Genomic DNA, 17183 nt, shown 5'->3' on the forward strand with positions numbered 1-17183 from the left:
AGTCTTGAGGAAAAGAATTCAATGCCAAAAATGTATGGATGGGTGCGTGAGGTTGTACCGGAAAGCCCGGCTGATCGCGCCGGATTACAACCAGGCGATCTCATACGAACGATCAACGGCCACCTGATACGCGATCTGGTGGACTATCGTTTCTATGTCGCAGACGAAGATTTGTTGATTGGCTTTGATCGCCAGCAAGAGCAGCATGAAGCGCGCCTCACAAAATCAATTGACGAGAATCTCGGCGTGTTGTTCGGTGAGGAGCCTGCACCCTTTATCCGCCAATGTGCCAATAAATGTGTTTTCTGCTTTATCAAAGGTCTGCCAGAACGCTATACACCCCAGCCGGGTCTGACTCACGGAATGCGCTCCTCGCTGTATATTAAAGACGACGATTACCGCTACTCCTTCCTCTTTGGGAACTTCATTACACTCACCAACTTAAAAGAGCAAGACTGGCAGCGCCTCGACGAACAAAAGCTGACTCCGCTCTACGTCTCGGTTCATGCCACCAATCCTGAACTACGCCGCAAGATCGTCGATGGTCCACGCGCAGGCGAGATCATGGAGCATATTCAACGTATTGGTAATCTCGGCCTGAGCTGTCATACTCAGCTGGTGTTGATGCCAACGATCAACGATGGCGAAGAGCTTGAGCGCAGCATCCGCGAGCTGACCGAGCTGCGCCCCATCGTCGAGTCGATCTCGGTCGTGCCAATTGGTCTGACGAAATATAACAACATGATCAAGACCGGAGACCTGCCGATCTTGCGCCACTATACACGCGAAGAGGCCGAGGATATCATTGAGCAGGTCGAGGTTCATCAGCGCAAGTTCGAGGCTGCCGATCCAGAGGGTTATCCCTTCGTGTTCTTATCAGACGAGTGGTACTACCTGACCGGGCGCGAGTTTCCGCCCGGCACGCACTATGGCGACTATTCACAGATTGAAAACGGCGTGGGCATGACGCGCTACCTGCTCGAACAATGGGGAAATGGCAAGCGCCGACTGCCACCAGCAATGCCAGAGCCGAAGCGCATCACGCTGGTAACAAGCACAATGGCCTACCCCGTCATTGAGCGATTGGCTGAGGATATTCGCCGCATCGAACAGATTGAGGTTCAGGTTATCGCCGTCACTAACAAGTTCTTTGGGGCCGAAGTCACCGTCGCCGGTCTGCTGTGTGGACAGGATGTACTGGCAGCGCTGGAAGAACGCGGCAACCTGGGCGATCTGGTTCTCCTGCCGCGCGTGATGCTGGATAACGAGGGCACCCGTTTCCTTGACGATATCACGGTCGCAGAATTCAAGGAGAAGGTTCCCACACGCGTAGAATTTGTGCGCAACGCTCAGGAAACGATCGGCGCGATCCGCGAGATGGCCGGTCTGGTGGCAACAGGGATAGGACGCAGACCTGTGCGCGTACAATCGCGTTTGTAACAAATCCCATTCGCGGGTTCTCTCCATTCGGAGAACCCGCGAAGCCGTTACACAGCATTCCTACTATCAATCTTCCTGATATGCAATCTACCTCCTCTCAAGACCTTGCCAGCTCGCCTCGAAACACGGCTGCGTTTCGGCGTGCAAATTCTGCGAACGTAGTAGGACGTACCTTCAACGCCGTATGAGTTTCAAGATGTACAACTGCTTCATCTCCTTGCCGACGCAGTTCTGCCTGCACATCGAGCGCGTCTAAGAAGTAGGAGGGAGTTCCCGCTGCCAATAACGCTTGCCTCCTTTCCGCTTGAGGAATGTTGACATATTGAATGGTTTTACCGATGGCAAGCGAAATCTGTGCCGCAATCTCAGCCATGTCCAGAGCTTCTGGCCCTGTCATATCGTAGCTCTTGCCCTCATGTCCTTGCGTATGCAGCAATATACAGGCAACCTTCGCGATATCCTCGATATCTACAGGAGCAAGCTTTGCATCCTCCAGAGGGAGAAAGAAGGCACTTTTGGCGACGATAGTTGGTACTTCTCGCAAATACACCTGCATGAATTGGGATGGTCGCAAGTGCGTCCACGCGATCCCCGAGCTTTCCAGATAGCGCTCAATTTCTGCATGCATCCGCGCAAAGAGAAAGGGCGAATCAAATGCTGTGTTCAGTCCAGAGAACTTGACAATATGGCACACACCAGCCTTTTTCGCTGCATCAATGAATGTACATTGAGTCTCCACCATTTGTTGGTCAGGGGAAGAGATCAGCAGCACACGCTCCACTCCAGCAAGCGCATCTGTAAGCGTGTCAGGACGCAGCATGTCCCCTTCTACAAGCTCCACAGTAGACAGCGCCTCCAATGCCTGTGCTTTCGCACGACTTCGGCTTCTAACAAGCGCCCTCACAGGATATCCCTGGCGCGCAAACTCGCGAACGACTATAGCCCCGCTTAGTCCACCTGCGCCGGTAACGAGAATCATGATAATCTCTCCTCTTGCTCAGCAAGTTTTACATGGCATGTATAGAAAACAGTGCCTCTTGAAAATCCTTCTTTGTATGGACAATGCCATCTTGCTGCGCTATACTAACTAAAAGGCGACTTTTTTGTCGCTTACAAAATTAATTATATGACAAAAAAGTCGCCTAAGTCAAGACATATAAGACTTTTTAGTCGTGTTTTGCAATCTTCATCAGAGACATGCCTTATTACTAAGATCTGTATATAAAGAAGATTTGGAGGATGCTATGGATCAGCAGAAAGAAGCACAACCGGTGCGACGAGCGCGAGGTTTACAGCGTATCGCTTCCATTCTGGATGCGGCTGAAACGGTCTTTGCGCGTATGGGTTATGGTGAGGCTACGACCCATCAAATTGCTGCCCAGGCCGGGATTTCGCCAGGGTCGTTGTATCAATTCTTCTCCAACAAAGAAGAAATTGCCAGGGCGCTAGTTACTCGTTATACAGAGGAACTCCAATGTGTGTATAGCACTGTTTTTTCCATCGAAGCCGCAACACTGCCCTTCTCGCACTGGCTAGACCAAATCGTTGACGCCCTGATCGCATTTCATCTGGCTCATGAAGCGTTCCATACCCTTTTCGATGCACCTCCTTCTTTGGAAGTTGCAGGTCTGACACATCTCCTACCCAAAGATCTGCAAACACACTTTGAGCTTGGTTTTCAGGTACGCGCGCCCCATCTTCCTGCGGAGCAACGTAGACTGAGCGCTACAATGGCAGTTGAACTCTTCAAATCGGTCCCTCGGCGGGTTCTCCAGGCAGAAGAGGCGGAACGAAAGTTGCTGGTAAGTGAACTGAAAACCTTGTTGCTGCGCTACCTTGAACCATATCTTGGTTAGGCACCAGCATATTTGCAGGAGGCGCTTCTCGCGCCAACCCGCCTAAACAGGTTGGCGCGAACGATCTGGAATAATGCTTGGTTTATGAACGCTTCAGGGCGTCTGGGCGCACCAGACGGACGAGCGACCAGGCGGATGGCAGCAGAGCGGTAGCGACCAGCAATTTGATCAAGTCACCGATCACAAATGGAACAGCACCGGCCATAAACGCTTTGTCGAGGCTCATGTGGAGGACGACGGCCAGCCAGGGCACACCCAGGGCGTAGATGATCAGCGTCGCAGGCAACATTGCCAGCAAAGAGGTCTGGAAGCTGCGATCCAATCCCCTTTCACAGAGCAAACCTGTCACAAAGGCTGCGATGGGAAACGCCCAGAGATATCCACCGGTATATCCAATAAGATGGATAAAGCCGCCAGCAAAACCCTCGAAGACCGGCAAGCCTGCCGCGCCCTCTGCCAGATAGAGCAGGACCGCCAATGCGCCACGTTTGCTACCCAGGGCCGCTCCGATCAACACGACGGCCAGGGGTTGCAGCGTAAAAGGAACGGGGGTAATAGGAAGGCGAATAGAAATTTGTGCACATATAGCGAGAAATATACTGGAACCAATTACCAGGATAGCATCACGAAGCAGTGCAGAGTTGCGCGAAATAGGTGCGGGAACAAGATAATCCGCCAGCGTCGAGCCAGTGGAAAGTGCCATGAATTGTCTCTCCTTACTTGCTTGGTCATAGTTGAAGATGTTCTTTACACGAAAGACATCTTAAAAAGATCATTCCTGGCAATAATTATACCCGATAATGCGACCCTTTGGAGAGAAGGCGAGCGAATAGATACACTGAAAAGGCTGCTGAGGCCGAGTTACCGCCTTCTCAGGCGATTAACTCGGCGCTATCATATTGTGGATTATTGACCAGGCGAGAGACCGGGCGTGCCTGCATCGCATCGTTATCGTACGACTTGAGCAGCGGAACCAGCGCATGTTCATCGTGTAGTTCCGGGTCCAGCCAGGCATCGCGAGCATCGGGGGCGATAATCGCGGGCATGCGATTATGGATGGTGGAGACCAGTTCGTTTGGGTCGGTGGTGATAATGGTGCAGGTGCGCAGTTGCTCTCCATCGGCATTTTTCCAGGTATCCCACAGACCAGCAAACGTGAACAGTTCGCTATCTTTCATCGTGATATACATGGGCGTTTTGCCGCCATGCTCTTTTTTCCACTCATAAAACCCATCGGCCACGATCAGGCAGCGCCGCGAGCGCAACAGCCGTTTGAAGCTGGGTTTCTCCGCTAGCGTCTCGGCCCGTGCATTAATCATCTTTGAGCCGATGCTCTCATCTTTTGCCCACGATGGAATCAGTCCCCAGCGCAGCAGATCGAGATGCGTGCTGCCATTCTCCATGAGGGTCACAACATTTTGCGTTGGCGCAATATTATAACGCGCTCCCGACTGTAATGATGCAGGCACAGGCACATGAAAAGCCTGAGCAACGGCATTGATATCGCGAGTCAGCGTAAAACGACCACACATAAATTTGCCTCCTGTCTGAAAATTGAAACCTTACTCTTATATCATAAATCGCGCGACGACGGCCACGAAACCATAATTGACTCATCCTCGAACTCCTCCGGGGTTGGACGAATATGGCAGGGGCGATGGCTTGTCCTCGCCCCTGCCATATTCGGGTGTCGTTCTGAGAAAATCCATCTCTTTAGTATTCTTTTTTAACACGGGAGATGCGGTTATGCGGATTGCGGGAGGCTGGCAACAGGGAAGAAATACAGATTGCTTTTTTTTATAGAGCGGGAAAATTGCTTTTTTTTATTGACAGAGGACGCGACTTTTTTTAAATCCGTTTTTTTTCTTTGAGCCATAAAACCAACGCTTTTTTTCTGCTGAGAAGGCGCTTTTTTTCTTTCGTTTCTGCTCTGCGCGACTGGTTTGCCACCATCCACCACCAGCCAGTCGCCGGTCTTTTTTAAAACTGATATAGCGTTTTTTTTGTTGCGAACATGAGGGATTGCTTTTTTTTGTTGAGTATGAGGTAACGTATGTCCTTTTTTTTGTTGTGGACGAGCCTGTACAAAAGCAGGATCTTTTTTTTGTTGTGAGCGACCAGTCTGTGTGGAAAGACGCCGTTTTTTTTGTTGGGGATGACGCCATCGAGCACCGTTGTCAAGAGATAAAACAGAGTTTTTTTGATGATACTGCTGAAAAGGAACGACCTGTGGTTGTACTTCTGGCTCTACGAGATCATCGCTCTCAACCAGCATATAGCCCCACTCGCTCAAGAGTTGTGGCAAGCTGGCTGCATCATCCGGTGCCAATCGCAGCGGAACAGCATAGGGAGGATGGTTCGTTTCGAGTTGCGCACAATACTCGCTCCAGTATTGAGCGAGGTTGAAATCAGCCACACGCGAGAACTGGTCGTCGAGCAAGGTTGCGCGGATAATGCGCGAGACACGTAACACATGATACGTGTTGTTACAGATACCGACCAGATACCAGATATCCGCTTTCGAGACCAGGCCGTATGGATCAAGCGCATACTCGCTCCAGGAAGCGTCGCTTTCACGGTACATCAGGCAGAGCTTGCGATCCTGCCAGAGCGCCTCCTGAATGGTCTGCAACGAGGATGAGCCATCGGCGGAGTGATACCACCAGGTAGTATCGAGGTGAAAACGCTGTCGGATCTGCTCAACCTTCACACGAGAAGCAGCGGGCAACGCAGCTTCCAACTTCAAAAGTGCATCGTCCAGAGCTTTGCCCAGACCAAGATCTGCCAGGGGACCGGCGAGGTTGAACAGGAAAAGCGCGCGTACCTCAGCATCCGTCAGACCAGTCAGCCGCGTTTGATAGCCATCGACAAGCGAGCAGCCGCCACCCGGTCCACGTTCGGTATACACGGGAACGCCAGCACTGCTAAGCGCTTCCAGATCACGGTAAATGGTCCGTTCAGAGACTTCAAGCTGACTTGCCAGATCGTGCGCGGTCATGCGACCCTTTGTTTGCAGTAGCATCAAGATCGAGAGGAGTCGATCTGCACGCATCAAAAAATGACCTCCATATGAAATCAGGGGTCTATCAGTAGCAGAACAAGTATACCATAGAACTTTATAAAGTTCTAGCCCGATACACTTCTCATGGTAATCTTCCCCTGTCGTAGTCGAGCTTCATTTGGCACATGACACGGGAAGTTCTCACCGCGTCATGTGCCAAATGAAGCTTGACAGAGGACTACGACGGCCAGGGAACAAAAATGAGAATGGATGAAGCACTAGGGGCCATCTGTACAAAAAAATACAGCGCTTACCCGATGACATTGCAAAAGAGTTGCGCTAGTATTAACATATGGTACTATACCAAAAATGTTCAGGTTTTCGTAGGTTAGATCGGCACGACAGAGGAGAGTAATCCATGTATGACGTTGCGCGTGAGGTGGTCTCTATCGCAGAAGCTTGTCTGGGAGGATTGCGGGGACGTTCGGCGCTACTGATCGGGCCAGAAGAGCAACTATCTCCTTTTATAAACCTCTTGCGACATGCAAATATGAAATATATCTATCAGGAAGATACAACATCGCGAGTATCCTATCTCCTTCCTTCTGTCCAATTAGTGATCATTCAACCGGGGTTGTCGAGAGAGGCAACTGAAGCGGTACAACTCAGTGCCGCAACAATAGCTAAAGGGTGCGAAGGACGGCGCTCTCCACTTCTTATCATGGATCTAGCAGCAACCTCTTCCGTCGAGGAGATGGCCGGGCTGCTCCCCACAGTGTGTCTTTATACCCCTGATGACCTGCGTACCATTCTGGCCAAACAGCAGGCAAAAGCATCTTGATAGATATGGTACACTCTAAGCGGCGAACAAACCAGATCGATGACGAACGACATAAGTGTATCACGAATTTTTACAAATCAACATGAGAGAAAACTTCGTAGTGGAGCGATTTATCGCGTTTGGTTCGAGATACTTCCCACGCGGCTCCAACGCGATAAATCGCTCCACTACGAAGTTTTCTCTCAGATTCAATGGTACAACCTCACAGTACAATAGAAATATCAGCTAGAAGAGGGAGCGATGGAAGTTATAAAGATATCTCCGCGTGGCTATTGCTATGGAGTTGTTGATGCGTTAAAGATCGTGCGGCAGGCGGCGAAAGATTCCACGCTACCTCGCCCTATTTATATTATCGGCCAGATTATCCACAACCGACACGCAATTGAAGAACTGAGCGGCATGGGCATTATCACACTGGATGGCCCAAACCGCCTGACCATTCTGGAACAGGTCAAAGAAGGCACCGTTATTTTTACCGCGCACGGTGTCTCGCCAATAGTCAAGCTGAGTGCGAAAGAGCGCGGCCTGCACTGTATCGATGCCACCTGCCCTGATGTGACGGTAACGCATGATCTAGTGCGTGACCTGGTCGCAAAAGGATACTATATTCTATACATCGGCAAAAAGGGACATCCAGAGCCTGAGGGCGTGATAGGCGAGGTGCCAGGACACGCCAGCCTGATCGAAACCGAGGCCGATGTGGACGCCCTGACATTGACAGCCGAGCAGGAGCAGAAGCTCGCAGTTTCCACGCAGACCACCCTCTCCTGGTGGGACACCCAGCGCGTCATCCAGTACATCAAAGCGTGTTATCCCCACACAGAGGTTTTCGTCGATATCTGCCGCGCCACTCAGACACGCCAGGAGGCCGTTGCGGAACAGGCGAAGGGAGCGGACCTGACCATCGTTGTAGGTGATCCACGCAGCAACAACACTAATCGGCTCGTCCAGGTCTCCGAAGAACTGGCAGGAGTCCCGGCGGTACGCATCGAAGATCTCTCTCAACTGAAAGAAGAATGGCTCCAGGGGAAGAAGCGTGTGGCAGTAACAGCTGGAGCCTCGACGCCCAGCCAGTTGACACGTGCCGTGATTCGCTTTCTAGAGGAGTATCAACCCCCAGCGTAGCAACAAAGCAAAGGGAAGAGGTTTACATCTTGAGTGAGGAAAACGCTATGTCTGTTGCTGAACCAGAAGAAGTGGCTCCCCAGATCATACATCCAGCTACAACTATTACGCAGTTTGATCTCGCGACCATCATCAATGCCATCTGCCAGCAAAATATTGAGCCAACACGCGCAAGAAGGGTTCCCAAACGCATCTTCAACAAACTACGCCCTTTGTTGAAAGGAAAAGGGCGCATGGATTACGAGGAGCAGGATGTCTATATAGAAATCCTGATCGATATTTTACAGGCGCAACAGATCGTTCAGCGTGTGCCCCCACTCGTTCCTACTGGAAAAGATACCTATGATCTGGGAGAGAAGCTAGCATGGTGGCAAGGAATGGATGTGGTGCAACAAACCTGTTATCTGATCGGGCTGTGGTGTACGCTGCGAGCCTGGCCGGATCTGGCAGGCGTCAATTTTGATCCCTGGGATTTTTATGGCTGGAATCACGTTATGGGACGGGACAAGCTCTTAGAATGTCTCAGAGCGTATACTCCTGAACGCTGGTACAGCATCAGTTCACTGCTAGACGAACTCTGGCAACAATACCCCTTCGCCATACGTCCGAAATCTGTCCAGACATACAACCAGAAGAAAAATGAAGCGCTTCATAAGAACTGGCTCACCTGCGAGGGCGAAATCTACACAGGCATGCTCTCCAGCACACTTCATGAACTGGGCCTCATCTCCATTGGCTACTTCAACGAAAAGGACACGAAACGATCTCACAATCCCGACGCCTTTCAAATTACCGCATTTGGTGCCAACATTTTCTCTCTCATCCAAAAACCTACCACGAGCTATGTACCCTCAGAAAACAACCATCGCACCCTGATTGTACAACCCAACTTTGAACTACTGCTGCTGGAACCCGATTTCCCCACGCTCTATAAGATATTACCATTTGCGCAGGTGCAACAGATCGACGTAGCGAGCCGTCTGACATTGACGCGAGCATCCGTACAGCGAGCCATTGATCGGGGAATAAAGATCAACGATATTCTGGCAACGCTAGAAGAGAATAGTCAGAAGGAGCTACCGCAAAACGTCGTCTATACGCTCAAAGATTGGGTGAAGGATTATAAAGAGGTGTTGATCTCTCAGGTCTATCTCTTAGAGGTAGATAGTGAAGAGGTTGCAGATTCTATCTGTCACGCATCCAAACTGAACAAGCAATTCTCAGATGAAGAACTACGCAAGATCGCTCCCTGCATCATTGCGGTAGACAGCAGCATCAATCTGCTCTCATTGAAACGCCTGCTGGAAAAAGAGGGTGTCGCCGCGCGGGTGAGCAACAACCTGATCCAGCGCCTGAACTCGCATGGGAGTATATACGGCATCTCGCGCTAAATGCTCAGTTTATTGAGGGGATTGAAAGGCACAGATGGTACACCGTGCTAAAACATGGTGTCCAATCGTTTATCGAGATGAACCAGGAACTACCGAGATGTGCCACTTGGGGGATAAAGTGGAAAGGATTGGAGAAATGCGTTACAATGCCAGCAAGAATGAGCATATGTCAAGCTGTGTACAATAAAGAGTAGGGTGGAGAGGCGACATTCCTCCCATAGCCGATTCGTACTAATCAAGAGAATAGAGAGGGGATTTTTATGGCAGGTGACAGTTCATTTGATATAGTATCGCAATTTGACGAACAAGAATTGGTTAATGCGATTGACCAGACCCGACGAGAAGTGCAAACACGCTTCGACTTGAAAGATACAAAGACCGAGATCACGCAGAACAAAGATAATGTTACCATCGTCACCGAAAGTACGCTTTCCTTGAAGGGGGTTCGGGATATTCTAGAATCGAAAGCGGTGCGTCGCGGTCTATCATTGAAGATCTTCAAACCAGGAGAGGAAGAAAATGCTGCCGGGGGCCGCATCAGACAGGTACTTCAGTTGCAGCAAGGGATTTCGCAAGAACTGGCTAAAGAGATCAGTAAATTTATCCGTGATAAATATCCAAAAGTACGGCCTCAGATTCAAGGGGAAGCGGTACGTGTCACGGCTAAAAGTCGAGATGAGTTGCAGGCAGTGATCACAGCCGTGAAGCAGAAAGACTTCCCAGTGGCCTTGCAATTTATCAATTATCGAGGATAGGCTAGCAGGCGACAGGACGAACGCAGGAGAGCGAGGAGAGATCTGCTTCCGCTACAGTTGAGGTACTTTAGTACCAAAACCGTGTTCACATGGGATATTTGTAGTACCCTGATTATGATTGAACCAAGCCTGCTAGCGCAGTTTAACTATACACAAGACAAGTAAGCAGGAAGTTGCTGTGTATAGTGCGATGGTGCATTCATGTAAGAAAGTGACGTTCATGCCTGGGAACCAAGATGTTTTTAGCGCTGCAATTAACGCTGCTGATCATCACCGCTGGGATAGCCAGTGGGGGGAAGCGTTAAAAGAATACCAGAAAGCACTCTCCGAGTTTCCAGAAGACGCAACTGCACGTAGCGGGTTGGGCTTCTGCTATATGCAAATGAAGCAGTGGCAGCAAGCCTTGAAAGAGTATGAGACGGTACTCAGACGCGATCCAGGTAATGTCATCGCATTAAGCAAGATGGCAGAGCTGTATGGCATACTGAACAGGCGAGAAGAGGCCTATAAAGGCTATGTCTATCTAGCAGATTTGTATGCACACGCGGGACAGGGAGCAAGAGCCGAGGCCGCCTGGCAGAAGGCAGTACAGTTATCTCCGGGTAATCCTGAGCCACACGAAAGGCTTGCCAGCTACTACTTCGAGAAAAAAGATATCGCATCAATGATTCAACAACGCCTGGCGGCGGCTCAAGGATATCTATCGCAAAAAGAGCCAGGACTGGCCCGCATCCAGTGTGAAGAAGTGCTGCGAGCAGATGAGAACAATATCCAGGCCCAACAGTTATTAGCGCAAATCGCAGGCAAGCTATCAGGAGGTGCGAATCCTACAGCCAATCCAGAGAGTGGTTCACAACAGCCACAGGGAACAGCACCCGCTGATAGCACCACTTCTGGTCCACTTAGTTCTAATAGTACAGGAAATTCATTAGCCGACACCGTTACAACAGGTAATATGAGCGGAGGTAACACTAGCATCATGGGTAACATGGGTAGCGCGGGCAACTTCGGCGGGGTGAGCAGTCCTGGGTCTTCTATGTCTATGCCAGGCACAGGAGGAGGTATGACTCAGGCACCACGCAAACGGATTACTGCCAGCCAGGTCACAGGAGTTCTGAGGCAAGCACAGACGTATCAGAACCAGGGTCGTTTCAATGATGCTATCGACCTCTGTGAACAAATCCTGGAGAGTGGCTTTGACCGACCGGACGCCCGCTATTTTTTAGGTTGGCTCTATCAAGAACAGCAACGCTGGGACGATGCCATTCGGCAGTTCCAGATGTTGCTCAATGACCCCGATTATGCACTCTCCTGCTATTATGCATTGGGACAGTGCTATCGTGCGCGCGGCGACTTACGGACCGCCACCGTCCACTTTGATGAAGCTGTTGACCGCGTGAACCTCGACGCGTTGACCGTAGAAGAGTCAGACCAGCTCGTCCAACTTTGTCAGGAGGCAGCGGAGGCCCATCGTCTCCTTGGCGAAACAGAGCAGGCATTTACCGTCTATAGCGCGCTGCTTGGTTTCCTGCGCAGCCGGGGCTGGAGCGAGAAAGTGGCCCAGGTTGAGTTCATGGTGCAACAGGCCCAGAACGCACCATCTATGCCGGGACGACAGGCAACACCACCACCCGGAAATCCGTTTGCGATGTCACAGGACGGCATGCAGTCGATGGATAACCCCATGCAGGGCAACTCCATCCCCGATGCCGCGACAATGGCCTTTAACGCCAACCAGATGGCAAACATGAGCGGGCCACAATCAATCCCGCCGGCCGCGCCTGCCACTACTCCCGGTCAGCCGGGAGGTGAATTGCCGGACTGGTTGACGGGTATCTTGAACGATTCCGAAAAGACACAACTGGTCAACAATAAGAAGCCAGCATCGGCCCCTCTGCCATCTCCTCAGCCGCAGAACAACCCGCCATCTCTTCCAGAGATGCCAACCACCATGCAGCAGCAGGTTCAGCCGGGCAATCCTGCACCGCCACAGCAGCCTGTAGAGGAGGCGAGAACGACAGTCATCGATCTAGCGCAGATGACGAACCTCGCGGCACAGCAAGCTGCTCCACCTGCTCCCGCGCCACAAGCGCCACAGGTTGCGCCTCCTCAGCCAGCTCCACAGGCTCCGGCCGCTTCTTCGTCCTGGCTTACAGAGGATGCTGCCAACGCGACACAGATTCGACCACCAGAGCAGATGCCGCCGATGCCCGCACCAGCAGCACAGGCTCCTGCTCAGCCAGCCGCTCAGCTTCCGGTACAACCTGTCGCTCAGGCACCTGTCGCGCCGCCGGTCTCTGCGCCATTGCCGCCTGCACAGCAGCCGGTTTCGGCTCCGTTGCCACCCGCACAACAGCCAGTCTCTGCGCCGCTGCCACCGCCGGTCACTTCTGGTGCGTTGCCACCTGTCTTTGAGCCGATACCGCCAGCTACCGCATCAGTTTCGCCGCTGGATCTTGGTTCCATCATCGCTGGCACTCAAGCGGCACCTGTTCGCGATCAGAGACCTTCGACCGAGCAGTTGCTCAATCAGATAGCTGGCCGCAAAGATCAGGATATCCCACAGGTCGCAGATGCGATTTTAGAGAGCACCGCCGTGCTGCCCGACAACATCCGGGCGCAGGTTGTACGGTCTATGCAGGATATTCAGCAATATATCAATCATGGCCTGCTCAATTCGGCAACCGACGAGTGTTTACGCGTGATCGATATGGCTCCTCAATACCTGGATGTCCATCAGGTCTTGTGCGAAATCTATATCCGGCAAGGAAAAATCGAGCAGGCCATCACGAAATACGCAATCCTGGTCGATACCTACATCGTTAATGGTCGCACGGAAGACGCCATCGCCACCTATCGGCGCATCCTGCAACTGGAACCGAATAACCTGACCTATCGCATGCGCCTGATCAATCTGCTCTCCTCGCAGGGCAACAAAGAGGATCTGTTGCGCGAACGCACGCAGGCCGCCGAGTCCTATCTGCGCCTGGGCTACATGGATCGCGCCTTAACAGAGCTTGAGCAGGCTCTCCAGGAGAGTCCGACCAGCGTACCAACGCGGCTCAACTACGCGCTGGCCCTGCAAAAGCTGGGACGCACACAGCAGGCTGTGACCGAATATCAGCGCGTTCTCCAGGTCCAACCGGGCAATATTACAGCGCTTATCCGCTGGCACATTGCAATGATCACCAGCATCGGTGCCCCGCGCTCCACATCGTTAGAGGTGCTGACTCGTATTCGCTGGCAGTTGCGCGGTGAGGGACAGCGACAAGCTGACGCAGTCATTCGTGAATATACACAGGCGGTCGAGATCTATCCCAACAACGCCGATGTGCATTATGCGCTGGGACAGATCTATCAACAGGCCGGCATGTTTGATCGAGCTATTGATTCGTATACATTAGCCATGCGAGATAGCGCGGTCGATGTTCTGGCACGTATGAGCGCCACCCAATGTCTGCTAATACAGGGAAAACCGGAAGCGGCCATCCAGCATCTTGAGCAGGCATTGCAGTCGGTGAAACGTTCGCCAACATCGCTTGACCCGGCTACCTGGGCAGCACGTCCTCGCGAAGAGGGAGAGATCCATCAGGCTCCCGAAATGGAGATCTCGCTGTTGCTGGCAAAAGCCTATGGGCGCACAGGCCGACAGGATCAGATGGACGCGATCATGCGTCAGATCAAGCAGGTGAAACCAGACCAGAGCGAGGTAAGTTCTGTTCTGGCGGAAATCTCGGCTCGCCAGCACGATCCAAACAGCACAGTGCAGGAATACCTGGATCTGGTGAAGCACTATCGCGAAAAGCATCAGGGAGACAGCGCGTTAAGCGTGTTGAACGAAATGGTGCGCATGCTTCCACAAGAGCCGCGTGCGCATGCAGAGCTGGCCGATATCTACATTGGCCGAGGCTTGCTGGATGAGGGTATCGCGGAACTGCGACTGCTGGCCGATATCTACCTGCGGAAGAACCAGTTGGAGGAGGCATCCGAAGCACTGCAACAGATCGGCAACCTCTACGACAACATGGGCAACAACGAGGAGGCGCTTTCGAATCTCTGCCGTGCCGCCGAGTTGAATCCCACCGGGATGGACCTGCTACGTGAGGTGGTCGGTTTCTGCTGGCGCATCGGACGCATCCCGGAGGCCATCCGCTATCAGGTCACGATTGCCCGCCATTACTTCGAGACCCATCAGGTCAAAGAGGCAGTAGCAGCGCTTCAACAGTTGATTGCACTTGATCGCAACAACCTGGATGCCTACGATATGCTGGGTCAGACCTATCAATCTGTAGGCGAATATGAGCAGGCAAGCCGCGTCTATCGCAACCTCGCGAAAGTCAATCCGGGCAGTTCCGTCGCCCGTGATCGCCTGGCAACACTACAGGAGTTGCGCTCACGATAAACAATGAGCATATAAAAAGGAGCGAGGTTTGGCCTTGCTCCTTTTTGTTGTCCATCAGGACAGTAATTTAGAGTCAGAGGGCAAACGCTTTTTGAAGAGCGGCGGCAGCTTCGGCTCGTGCTTGCTTGCTCTGATCAAAGGAATGTCGCACAAATTCATGAATCATCCCCTGGTAGCGGCTCACTGTCACCGGGACGCCCGCTTCTTCCAATCGTTGTCCATATTGCTCCCCTTCATCCCGTAGCGCATCATACTCGGCGGTAATGATGAGGGCCGGAGGCAATTCCTTGAGATTCGGGGCCAGCAAGGGAGAAACAAGCGGATTCAGCTTTTCCTCAGCACTGTTTAGATAATGGTCCATAAACCAGTTCTGGCTCTCTCTGGTAATATTGCCGTACTTACCAGCATACTCTCGAATAGAAAAGTTGGTCCTGCGAAAGTCCAGGTCAGGATAGATCAGCAGTTGAAAGGCCAGCGCAGGACCGTCCTGATCGCTGGCTGTTTGCGCCTCTCCCCACAGGTCGCCGATCCCTTTGCGCGTCTGTAATGCCTGCTCATAATAAAAGAAGCTTTGTTGTACATCTCTCATCTTTTGATACCAGCGGCCCAGTTTGTTTCTGCACAACACTTTTCACGCATTTTTTGTCGCTAATATTATAGCCGCCGCAATATATCAGCACGGCCAGCATCACGCCAGCGGCTCTTTTCTTCATTGCCATTGGTAATAATGCGGCGATGGCTCTTCTCTTCTTGCATCTGTTCGTGCATCAGCAGGCTTCCCACCAGCGCGGCAACCTGCGCCAGATCCAGTTCCTCGTGCTGCGGCTCCTCCTCAGAGTGGCGTTGACGTGCTCCCCATTCCTCAGCGATGAAATCGGTGGAGAAATCGCCGGAGAGAAAGCGGGGATGCTCCATCAGCCAGCGCGCAAAGGGCAGAGTGTTGTGGACACCAACGATCTGATATTCAGCGAGCGCCCGCCGCATGCGTGCGATGGCCTGAGCGCGATCTTTGCCCCAGACGATCAATTTCGAGAGCAGGGGATCATAAAACAATGGCACCTGTAAACCAGGATAGAGGCTGCTATCCATACGCACATCCGGCCCGGATGGTTCCTGCAAGGCAACAATGGTCCCGGTGGCGGGGAGAAAATTGTTCTCAGGATCTTCCGCCGAGATACGACACTCGATGGCCGCGCCGCGCAGTTCGATCTGTTCCTGCGTAAACGAGAGCGGCAGGCCAGCCGCCACACGCAACTGCTCCTGCACCAGATCAACACCCGTACACCATTCTGTGACCGGATGCTCAACCTGGATGCGAGCGTTAACCTCCAGAAAGTAGAAGTTGCGGTCAGGCCCGACCAGAAACTCAGCAGTTCCAGCATTGACGTAGCGAATTGAACGCACCAGATTGAGCGTTGCAGTTGTCATGCGTTCGCGCAATGCCGCATCCATAATGGGCGAAGGAGATTCTTCAATCAGCTTTTGATGGCGACGCTGGATGCTGCACTCGCGCTCACCAAGATGCACAACATTGCCATGCGTATCGGCGATAAACTGCACTTCAATATGGCGAGCGGGCGTAATGGCCTTCTCAAGATAGACGCGTCCATCACCAAAGGCGCTGCGAGCCTCGCTGCGTGCTGTCCGCAGTGCTGGCAGCAGCTCTTTGCTCTCGCGCACAAAGCGAATGCCTTTGCCACCGCCACCGGCTGCTGCCTTGAGCATGATTGGTAGCCCCAGCCGTTCAGCCATCTCCACAGCTTGCGCGTCATCTTCCACATCGCTCATTGCCCCCGGCACAATCGGCACACCGGCAGCCTGGGCAGTGCGACGAGCGGCGGTCTTCTCGCCCATCGCCAGTTGTGCTTCAGCAGGAGGGCCAACAAAAATCAGCCCCGCCTGCTGGCAGGCCCGGACAAAATCTGCGTTCTCAGCCAGAAAACCGTAACCGGGATGAACAGCCTGCGCTCCTGCACGTCGGGCCACATCGATCAATGTTGTAATGTTGAGATAGCTTTGTGTGGCCTGTGCTGGTCCAATGTACCAGGCTTCGTCCGCCTGTCGCACATGCAGCGCGTTACGGTCTGCATCGCTATACACCGCCACGCTGCGCAAACCGAGTTCGCGACAGGCGCGAATAATCCGCAGGGCAATCTCGCCCCGGTTGGCAATCAGTACCTTCTGAAAAGGCCAGTCTGCTACTGATACAATATCCATGAAGAAGGCTCCTTCGACTTCGCATAACCGTTTTGCTCACAGTATAGCACCTGAGAAACAGCCTCCGACAAGCATCCACCCTGCCCTATATTTCATGCAATCTTACGCAATCTCATGTATTCAATGCATTATACAAGAACTAGGAAAATAAGGCC

General features: G+C 52.4%; 13 protein-coding genes. 7 read left to right on the forward strand and 6 right to left on the reverse strand.

Annotated elements, in window-relative coordinates; genetic code table 11:
* The first annotated feature begins 21 nt into the window (after positions 1-21).
* Entirely contained in the window at positions 22-1440 is a 1419-nt protein-coding gene (locus K3T83_RS15515; protein WP_220203876.1) for a DUF512 domain-containing protein, read from the forward strand.
* A gap of 97 nt (positions 1441-1537) precedes the next feature.
* Here the strand turns inward: K3T83_RS15515 and K3T83_RS15520 are convergent, their stop codons facing one another.
* On the reverse strand, positions 1538-2419 hold the full coding sequence (locus K3T83_RS15520) for an SDR family oxidoreductase (protein ID WP_220203877.1): 882 nt from the start codon (positions 2417-2419) through the stop codon (positions 1538-1540).
* Positions 2420-2684: 265 nt separating this feature from the next.
* Here K3T83_RS15520 and K3T83_RS15525 point away from each other — a divergent pair, with 265 nt between their 5' ends.
* Positions 2685-3296, forward strand: a complete 612-nt coding sequence (locus tag K3T83_RS15525) for a TetR/AcrR family transcriptional regulator (RefSeq protein ID WP_220203878.1) — start codon at positions 2685-2687, stop codon at positions 3294-3296.
* An 82-nt stretch (positions 3297-3378) separates the two neighbouring features.
* On the opposite strand, the gene K3T83_RS15530 is transcribed toward K3T83_RS15525, so the two are convergent.
* From K3T83_RS15530 to K3T83_RS15540, 3 genes are all read right to left on the reverse strand, one after another.
* A complete protein-coding gene (locus K3T83_RS15530; RefSeq protein WP_220203879.1) occupies positions 3379-3999 on the reverse strand; it encodes a biotin transporter BioY in 621 nt (206 codons plus the stop codon).
* A gap of 169 nt (positions 4000-4168) precedes the next feature.
* Positions 4169-4828, reverse strand: a complete 660-nt coding sequence (locus tag K3T83_RS15535; RefSeq protein WP_220203880.1) for an SOS response-associated peptidase — start codon at positions 4826-4828, stop codon at positions 4169-4171.
* Positions 4829-5040: 212 nt separating this feature from the next.
* On the reverse strand, positions 5041-6348 hold the full coding sequence (locus K3T83_RS15540; RefSeq protein WP_220203881.1) for a helix-turn-helix transcriptional regulator: 1308 nt from the start codon (positions 6346-6348) through the stop codon (positions 5041-5043).
* A gap of 367 nt (positions 6349-6715) precedes the next feature.
* Between K3T83_RS15540 and K3T83_RS15545 the strand changes: the two genes are divergently transcribed.
* The 5 genes from K3T83_RS15545 (at position 6716) to K3T83_RS15565 (ending at position 14811) form a co-directional block, all read left to right on the forward strand.
* Positions 6716-7138, forward strand: coding sequence for a hypothetical protein (locus tag K3T83_RS15545; protein WP_220203882.1), 423 nt, complete (start codon positions 6716-6718; stop codon positions 7136-7138).
* A gap of 240 nt (positions 7139-7378) precedes the next feature.
* Positions 7379-8263, forward strand: a complete 885-nt coding sequence (locus K3T83_RS15550; protein ID WP_220203883.1) for a 4-hydroxy-3-methylbut-2-enyl diphosphate reductase — start codon at positions 7379-7381, stop codon at positions 8261-8263.
* A 47-nt stretch (positions 8264-8310) separates the two neighbouring features.
* Positions 8311-9654 carry a helicase-associated domain-containing protein gene (locus K3T83_RS15555; protein WP_220203884.1) on the forward strand — a complete coding sequence of 448 codons (1344 nt, stop codon included), beginning with the start codon at positions 8311-8313 and terminating at the stop codon, positions 9652-9654.
* A 260-nt stretch (positions 9655-9914) separates the two neighbouring features.
* On the forward strand, positions 9915-10409 hold the full coding sequence (locus K3T83_RS15560; protein WP_220203885.1) for a YajQ family cyclic di-GMP-binding protein: 495 nt from the start codon (positions 9915-9917) through the stop codon (positions 10407-10409).
* Between the two features lie 220 nt (positions 10410-10629).
* Positions 10630-14811 carry a tetratricopeptide repeat protein gene (locus K3T83_RS15565; RefSeq protein WP_220203886.1) on the forward strand — a complete coding sequence of 1394 codons (4182 nt, stop codon included), beginning with the start codon at positions 10630-10632 and terminating at the stop codon, positions 14809-14811.
* Between the two features lie 73 nt (positions 14812-14884).
* Here K3T83_RS15565 and K3T83_RS15570 read toward each other — a convergent pair whose 3' ends face one another.
* The gene (locus tag K3T83_RS15570; protein ID WP_220203887.1) at positions 14885-15400 is read right to left on the reverse strand and encodes an alpha/beta hydrolase fold domain-containing protein; all 516 of its coding nucleotides are present in this window, start codon (positions 15398-15400) and stop codon (positions 14885-14887) included.
* Positions 15401-15465: 65 nt separating this feature from the next.
* Positions 15466-17028, reverse strand: a complete 1563-nt coding sequence (locus tag K3T83_RS15575) for an acetyl-CoA carboxylase biotin carboxylase subunit (RefSeq protein ID WP_220203888.1) — start codon at positions 17026-17028, stop codon at positions 15466-15468.
* Positions 17029-17183: the final 155 nt, after the last annotated feature.

The organism is Reticulibacter mediterranei, from assembly GCF_016587455.1.

Excerpts from the sequence above, each read along its gene's own strand:
- K3T83_RS15560 (WP_220203885.1), top strand. The coding sequence starts at position 9,915 with ATGGCAGGTGACAGTTCATTTGATATAGTATCGCAATTTGACGAACAA.
- K3T83_RS15555 (WP_220203884.1), top strand. The coding sequence starts at position 8,311 with ATGTCTGTTGCTGAACCAGAAGAAGTGGCTCCCCAGATCATACATCCA.
- K3T83_RS15570 (WP_220203887.1), bottom strand. The coding sequence starts at position 15,400 with ATGAGAGATGTACAACAAAGCTTCTTTTATTATGAGCAGGCATTACAG.
- K3T83_RS15565 (WP_220203886.1), top strand. The coding sequence starts at position 10,630 with ATGCCTGGGAACCAAGATGTTTTTAGCGCTGCAATTAACGCTGCTGAT.
- K3T83_RS15575 (WP_220203888.1), bottom strand. The coding sequence starts at position 17,028 with ATGGATATTGTATCAGTAGCAGACTGGCCTTTTCAGAAGGTACTGATT.
- K3T83_RS15530 (WP_220203879.1), bottom strand. The coding sequence starts at position 3,999 with ATGGCACTTTCCACTGGCTCGACGCTGGCGGATTATCTTGTTCCCGCA.
- K3T83_RS15540 (WP_220203881.1), bottom strand. The coding sequence starts at position 6,348 with ATGCGTGCAGATCGACTCCTCTCGATCTTGATGCTACTGCAAACAAAG.
- K3T83_RS15515 (WP_220203876.1), top strand. The coding sequence starts at position 22 with ATGCCAAAAATGTATGGATGGGTGCGTGAGGTTGTACCGGAAAGCCCG.
- K3T83_RS15525 (WP_220203878.1), top strand. The coding sequence starts at position 2,685 with ATGGATCAGCAGAAAGAAGCACAACCGGTGCGACGAGCGCGAGGTTTA.
- K3T83_RS15545 (WP_220203882.1), top strand. The coding sequence starts at position 6,716 with ATGTATGACGTTGCGCGTGAGGTGGTCTCTATCGCAGAAGCTTGTCTG.
- K3T83_RS15550 (WP_220203883.1), top strand. The coding sequence starts at position 7,379 with ATGGAAGTTATAAAGATATCTCCGCGTGGCTATTGCTATGGAGTTGTT.
- K3T83_RS15535 (WP_220203880.1), bottom strand. The coding sequence starts at position 4,828 with ATGTGTGGTCGTTTTACGCTGACTCGCGATATCAATGCCGTTGCTCAG.
- K3T83_RS15520 (WP_220203877.1), bottom strand. The coding sequence starts at position 2,419 with ATGATTCTCGTTACCGGCGCAGGTGGACTAAGCGGGGCTATAGTCGTT.